The organism is Candidatus Babeliales bacterium, assembly GCA_016929235.1.
Taxonomy (GTDB): domain Bacteria; phylum Babelota; class Babeliae; order Babelales; family JABCYS01; genus JAFGJD01.
In genome coordinates, this window is record JAFGJD010000008.1 from 1 (window position 1) to 4,353 (window position 4,353).

Sequence of the window (4,353 nt, forward strand, 5' to 3'; positions counted from 1 at the left end):
ACATTTGTAGAAATTGATACAGACTCGTTCACTGATGCGCAAAAACTCAACATCAAGGGAATCCCCGCATTCATCGGCTACAAGCATGGCAAGGAAAAACTGCGTTTCACAGGAGCGCGTTCTTACGAAGAACTCAAAGATGAGATCAAGGAACTTACCTAACAAATAATTGTGCTGAAAATAAGAAAAAAGGCTCGTGAAAACACGAGCCTTTACTTTTAGTTAGGATTTTACAGCACTTTAAAAGCCTTCTTGGTCAGAGTCATCGCCAGCAAACGCCCAGCCAACACGCGGTTCAGGACGTCTAGTAAAGATATTGTCAGCACCATCTTCAGCGGACACAATTGTACATGCTGCCTCAACAGACCCTTCGGCGCCATCGTTACTCGAATGCAAGCTTGCCCGCCATCCAGGATGAAAGTTATGCAATGGCAATCCCAGCCGATTCCAATCTAACTTAGACTTCGAAACGCTGTGAGCTACTACGGCTGCAGCACACACCACAGCACCTCCACCTGCTAACCAATACCTGGAAAAAAACGGATATGCCGCATCCTGTTCCTTAGAAACCACGTGTTGCGACTCCGCACAAATTGGCACCATAACCATAAGACTCAAAATAAAGAGCAAACTTCTGCTGTTCATATAAACCCCCATGATGTATTTTAATACAGCGTTAATCAACCTCTTCTTCCACTGGGAACTCCAATGGAAACGCTCTCCTTTCATCAGCTGATTCATATTCTCCATCAGCATCACTTCCAGAGTCTTCAGCGGCCACTTTCAAATCGTAGCAACGGCTTTCTCGCCTTAGCCCTCTTTCTGGATCTTCATCTGCACTTCTAGCAGTAAGGTTTTTTACTTTTGCACATCTTGCATTACAACGCCATTTCAATATAAAGAGTGCAACAACTGTCAATCCGCCACTCACACCTGCCCACCATGAACCAGAATTAGTAGAACGTTTTATCTCATGCTCTGAACGCGCAGAGCGAGGAGGAAGAGCATTCACTGATACTGCTATGAGACAACTAAGGGCGAAAAGAAGATGTTTGAAGGACATAAAACCCTTCATTATTTGATATGGGCCTGATGTGGATGCTTTGATCCTGCATAGACTTTGAGCTTCTTGAATATTTGCCGGCTCAATTTATTTTTAGGAAGCATACCTCTGACTGCAGCTTCAATGATTCTACGCGGATCTTTTTCCATAACCTGCTTCGCGGTCAATTCCTTAAGTCCCCCGATCCAGCCGCTGTAGGATGAGTAAATTTTCTTATCTAGTTTTTTACCAGTGAGCTTTACTTTTTCAGCATTGATCACGACTACATAATCCCCAGAGTCAGTGTGCGGAGTAAAAGTCGCTTCATCCTTGCCACGTAATTTATCTGCAATATCAGTAGCCAACCTGCCGAGAACCTGATCAGTTGCGTCGATCAAATGCCATTGAGGGTCTCTCGCTTCTTTCTTGAGGAAAAATGTCTTGTTAAAATCCACAGTCTATCCTTACACACTCTGCCCATCGGGCTGATTGGAAACATCAATTTTTTTACTACGTGAACGGGATATCAAAATTGTACGGATAAATTCGAAGTAGGTCAAACAGTGCCCTAGACGCCAAACCTTCTCATCCCAACCCCAATCGTGCTATGATAAGGCCCGTTCCATATACTTTTTTATTACAAAGGATACCTTATGCAGATGTCATGGCCCGTCTTGTTACCACCGCTGATCACCCTCACTCTCGCGGTAGCATCACAACGGATCATCCCTGCCCTTTTGAGTGGCATCATTACCGCATGCTTCCTAGTGACCAACTTCAATCCCCTGGCAACACTCACTAAGACCATTACAAGCATCTGGGAAACATCACAAATTGGTAATATTCCTTATTATGACCGCCCACATGAAACCATCCTTCTGTTCGCATTTCTTACCATGCTCAGTATTGCAATATCATTAATTTCACATTCCGGGGGAGCGCATGCATTTGGGGCACTCCTCACCAAACACCTTAATTCAAAAAAGGACGTTGAAAAAGCATCGATCTTTCTTTCGTTGGGACTCTTTGTTGATGACTACCTCAGCAACCTAACAGTCGGCAATGTCATGCGTCCTATCGCAAGTAAGTTCAACGTTGCTCGTGTAAAACTCGCCTACCTGGTCAACTCACTCGCCGCACCACTTGTACTGATCAATCCTGTTTCTAGCTGGGTTGTTCCTCTTGTTGCACAATTGGATGCAGCTGGGATCAATCTTGAGCCCGGAGCACAAATATACGCTAGTCCTTTCACCGTCTACATCAACGTCATACCTTACATCTTTTATTCGTTTGTTCTGTTTGCATCGGTGCTGTTTGTGGTTAATAAAAACATTTCGTTTGGTCTAATGAAAGAACATGAAGATCGTGCAAAAAAAGACGGCAACTTATGCGGTGGAAAGCCAGAGTTGCGCACCAAAAGTGAATTGGGTCATATCAAAAAGGAGAGCGTTCTTGATTTTGCATTACCAATGATCACTCTGATTGGAGGGGCTTTGGTCGGTATTTTATATACCGGCAATTTTTATCTGTTTGGCGGAACGCGTAGCTTTGGTGCAGCATTTCAAAACGGGAACATTCCTCAGTCACTATTTATCGCCAGCATAGTCAGCGTACTGGTCCTGTGCGCAAGCATCATCATCCGAAAAACAATATCAATCAAAAACATGTCTGCTGCAATGCGCGAAGGGTTTACCTCTATCATGCCATCACTCACAATGCTCTGCCTTGCCTGGACGTTGAGTGGGTTGCTTGCCAATGATCTCAAAACAGGAAACTACATTGCATCATTGCTTGTTGGTGCCATGAATATGACATTCCTCTTGCCACTCTTTTTCGTGGTGTCATTGTTGATCACCATTGCAGTTGGCTCGTCATGGGGTGCTATGTCATTAATGACTGCACTTGCAATACCGATGGTTCTCTCATTCATGCAGGCCCCTGAAGGTTCATTACTTGACCAGGTCATGCTAATCATTCCTGTCATTGGTAGTATCTTTTCTGGAGCCATTGCAGGTAACACTATCGCACCAATTGCCGATGCAACGATCATGGCATCAAACTCGACCGGCACCTATCACATGGATCACGTTAAGACGCAGTTTACTTACAGCATTCCACCGTTGATTGGAACATTCTGTGGTTATCTCATACTAGGCATCCTCAAGACCACATCATTTACTCACTGCATGATCGGTTTGAGTTCGGGGATTTTAATATCTTTTATTGTATTAATGATACTGAATACACGACGTTAAGATTGACTCTCAAACTCGTTGCGATTACGTATCCATTCTTGAATAGTATCTCCATCTGACGGAAGATCTGCGCTTAAACACACTACAGCATCTCCGCCCATCATATAGTTATCTTCAATACGCACACCAAGCTGTTCGTCCGGAATATAAATACCAGGCTCGATGGTAAAAACATCACCTTTACGCAGTGGAATCATTCGATCCCCAACATCGTGAACATCTAAGCCAAGAAAATGTCCAATGTTGTGTGGTAGATACTGCGCATAGCCACGCTCTTGTAAAAACGCAAGAGCGCGATGATGCAGTGACTGCTCCTGTTGGTTAGGATTGGATAGCCACATGCCAGGCTTGGCTATATCTACAACATACGCCTGTGTATCTAACACAATGTCATAAATCTCACGTTGCCGTTTCGTGAACATGCCTGAAACAGGATATGTTCGTGTTAAATCGGCACAGTAATAGTTGTACTCCGCACCAATGTCTACAACGACAAGATCACCAGAAGACATCTCTCTTTGGTTCGCATCGTAATGTAATACTGTTGAGTTGAAACCACTGGCAACGATACTTGGATACGCAGGTCGTTGTGCACCCGCTTCGGTAAAAATATATTCGATTGCAGCCTGTACTTGATACTCATATACGTTGGATGCAATAACATGTGCCGCAGCTTCGTGTGCCATGGCAGTAATTTCAATCGCTTTAAACAACTGCTCTAATTCGCGCATATCTTTTGTGCGACGTAGATCAGCAACAATCTCACTGACATCATTCCATCGTAATTCGGGAGCAAACGATGCAAGTTGTGCAAGTAAATGACGCTGTTCGATATAACCTCGTTTTGCATCGGGACATAACGTATATAATAACCCTCTGGCTGCTACGGTTGCATTAATACGATCAAGCAGATGGATAACATCATCTTGTGAAAAAAAGGGAGTAAACTGATAACCTGCACATTGTTTTCCAAGATATGCTACATCATCAATACCCGCATTATGGGCTTGTTGACGCAAGGTCTCTAAACTCACGCCAGTCCATTTAGCACGTTCG

General features: G+C 43.9%; 6 protein-coding genes. 2 read left to right on the plus strand and 4 right to left on the minus strand.

What is annotated here, in order from left to right; genetic code table 11:
- On the plus strand, positions 1-162 hold a 162-nt coding region (locus JW872_03760), incomplete at its 5' end, for a thioredoxin family protein (GenBank protein MBN1549749.1).
- Between the two features lie 78 nt (positions 163-240).
- Here the strand turns inward: JW872_03760 and JW872_03765 are convergent.
- From JW872_03765 to rplM, 3 genes are all read right to left on the minus strand, one after another.
- The gene (locus tag JW872_03765) at positions 241-645 is read right to left on the minus strand and encodes a hypothetical protein (GenBank protein MBN1549750.1); all 405 of its coding nucleotides are present in this window, start codon (positions 643-645) and stop codon (positions 241-243) included.
- A 31-nt stretch (positions 646-676) separates the two neighbouring features.
- Entirely contained in the window at positions 677-1,012 is a 336-nt protein-coding gene (locus tag JW872_03770) for a hypothetical protein (GenBank protein MBN1549751.1), read from the minus strand.
- 62 nt (positions 1,013-1,074) lie between these two features.
- Entirely contained in the window at positions 1,075-1,497 is a 423-nt protein-coding gene (gene rplM / locus JW872_03775; GenBank protein MBN1549752.1) for a 50S ribosomal protein L13, read from the minus strand.
- 198 nt (positions 1,498-1,695) lie between these two features.
- On the opposite strand from rplM, the gene JW872_03780 reads away from it, so the two are divergent.
- Entirely contained in the window at positions 1,696-3,297 is a 1,602-nt protein-coding gene (locus JW872_03780) for a hypothetical protein (protein MBN1549753.1), read from the plus strand.
- Here JW872_03780 and JW872_03785 read toward each other — a convergent pair.
- A partial coding sequence (locus JW872_03785; protein ID MBN1549754.1) for a M24 family metallopeptidase occupies positions 3,294-4,353 on the minus strand: 1,060 nt, incomplete at its 5' end. The genes JW872_03780 and JW872_03785 overlap by 4 nt on opposite strands.

Coding starts and splice junctions, on each gene's coding strand:
- JW872_03765 (MBN1549750.1), bottom strand. CDS start 645: ATGAACAGCAGAAGTTTGCTCTTTATTTTGAGTCTTATGGTTATGGTG.
- JW872_03780 (MBN1549753.1), top strand. CDS start 1,696: ATGCAGATGTCATGGCCCGTCTTGTTACCACCGCTGATCACCCTCACT.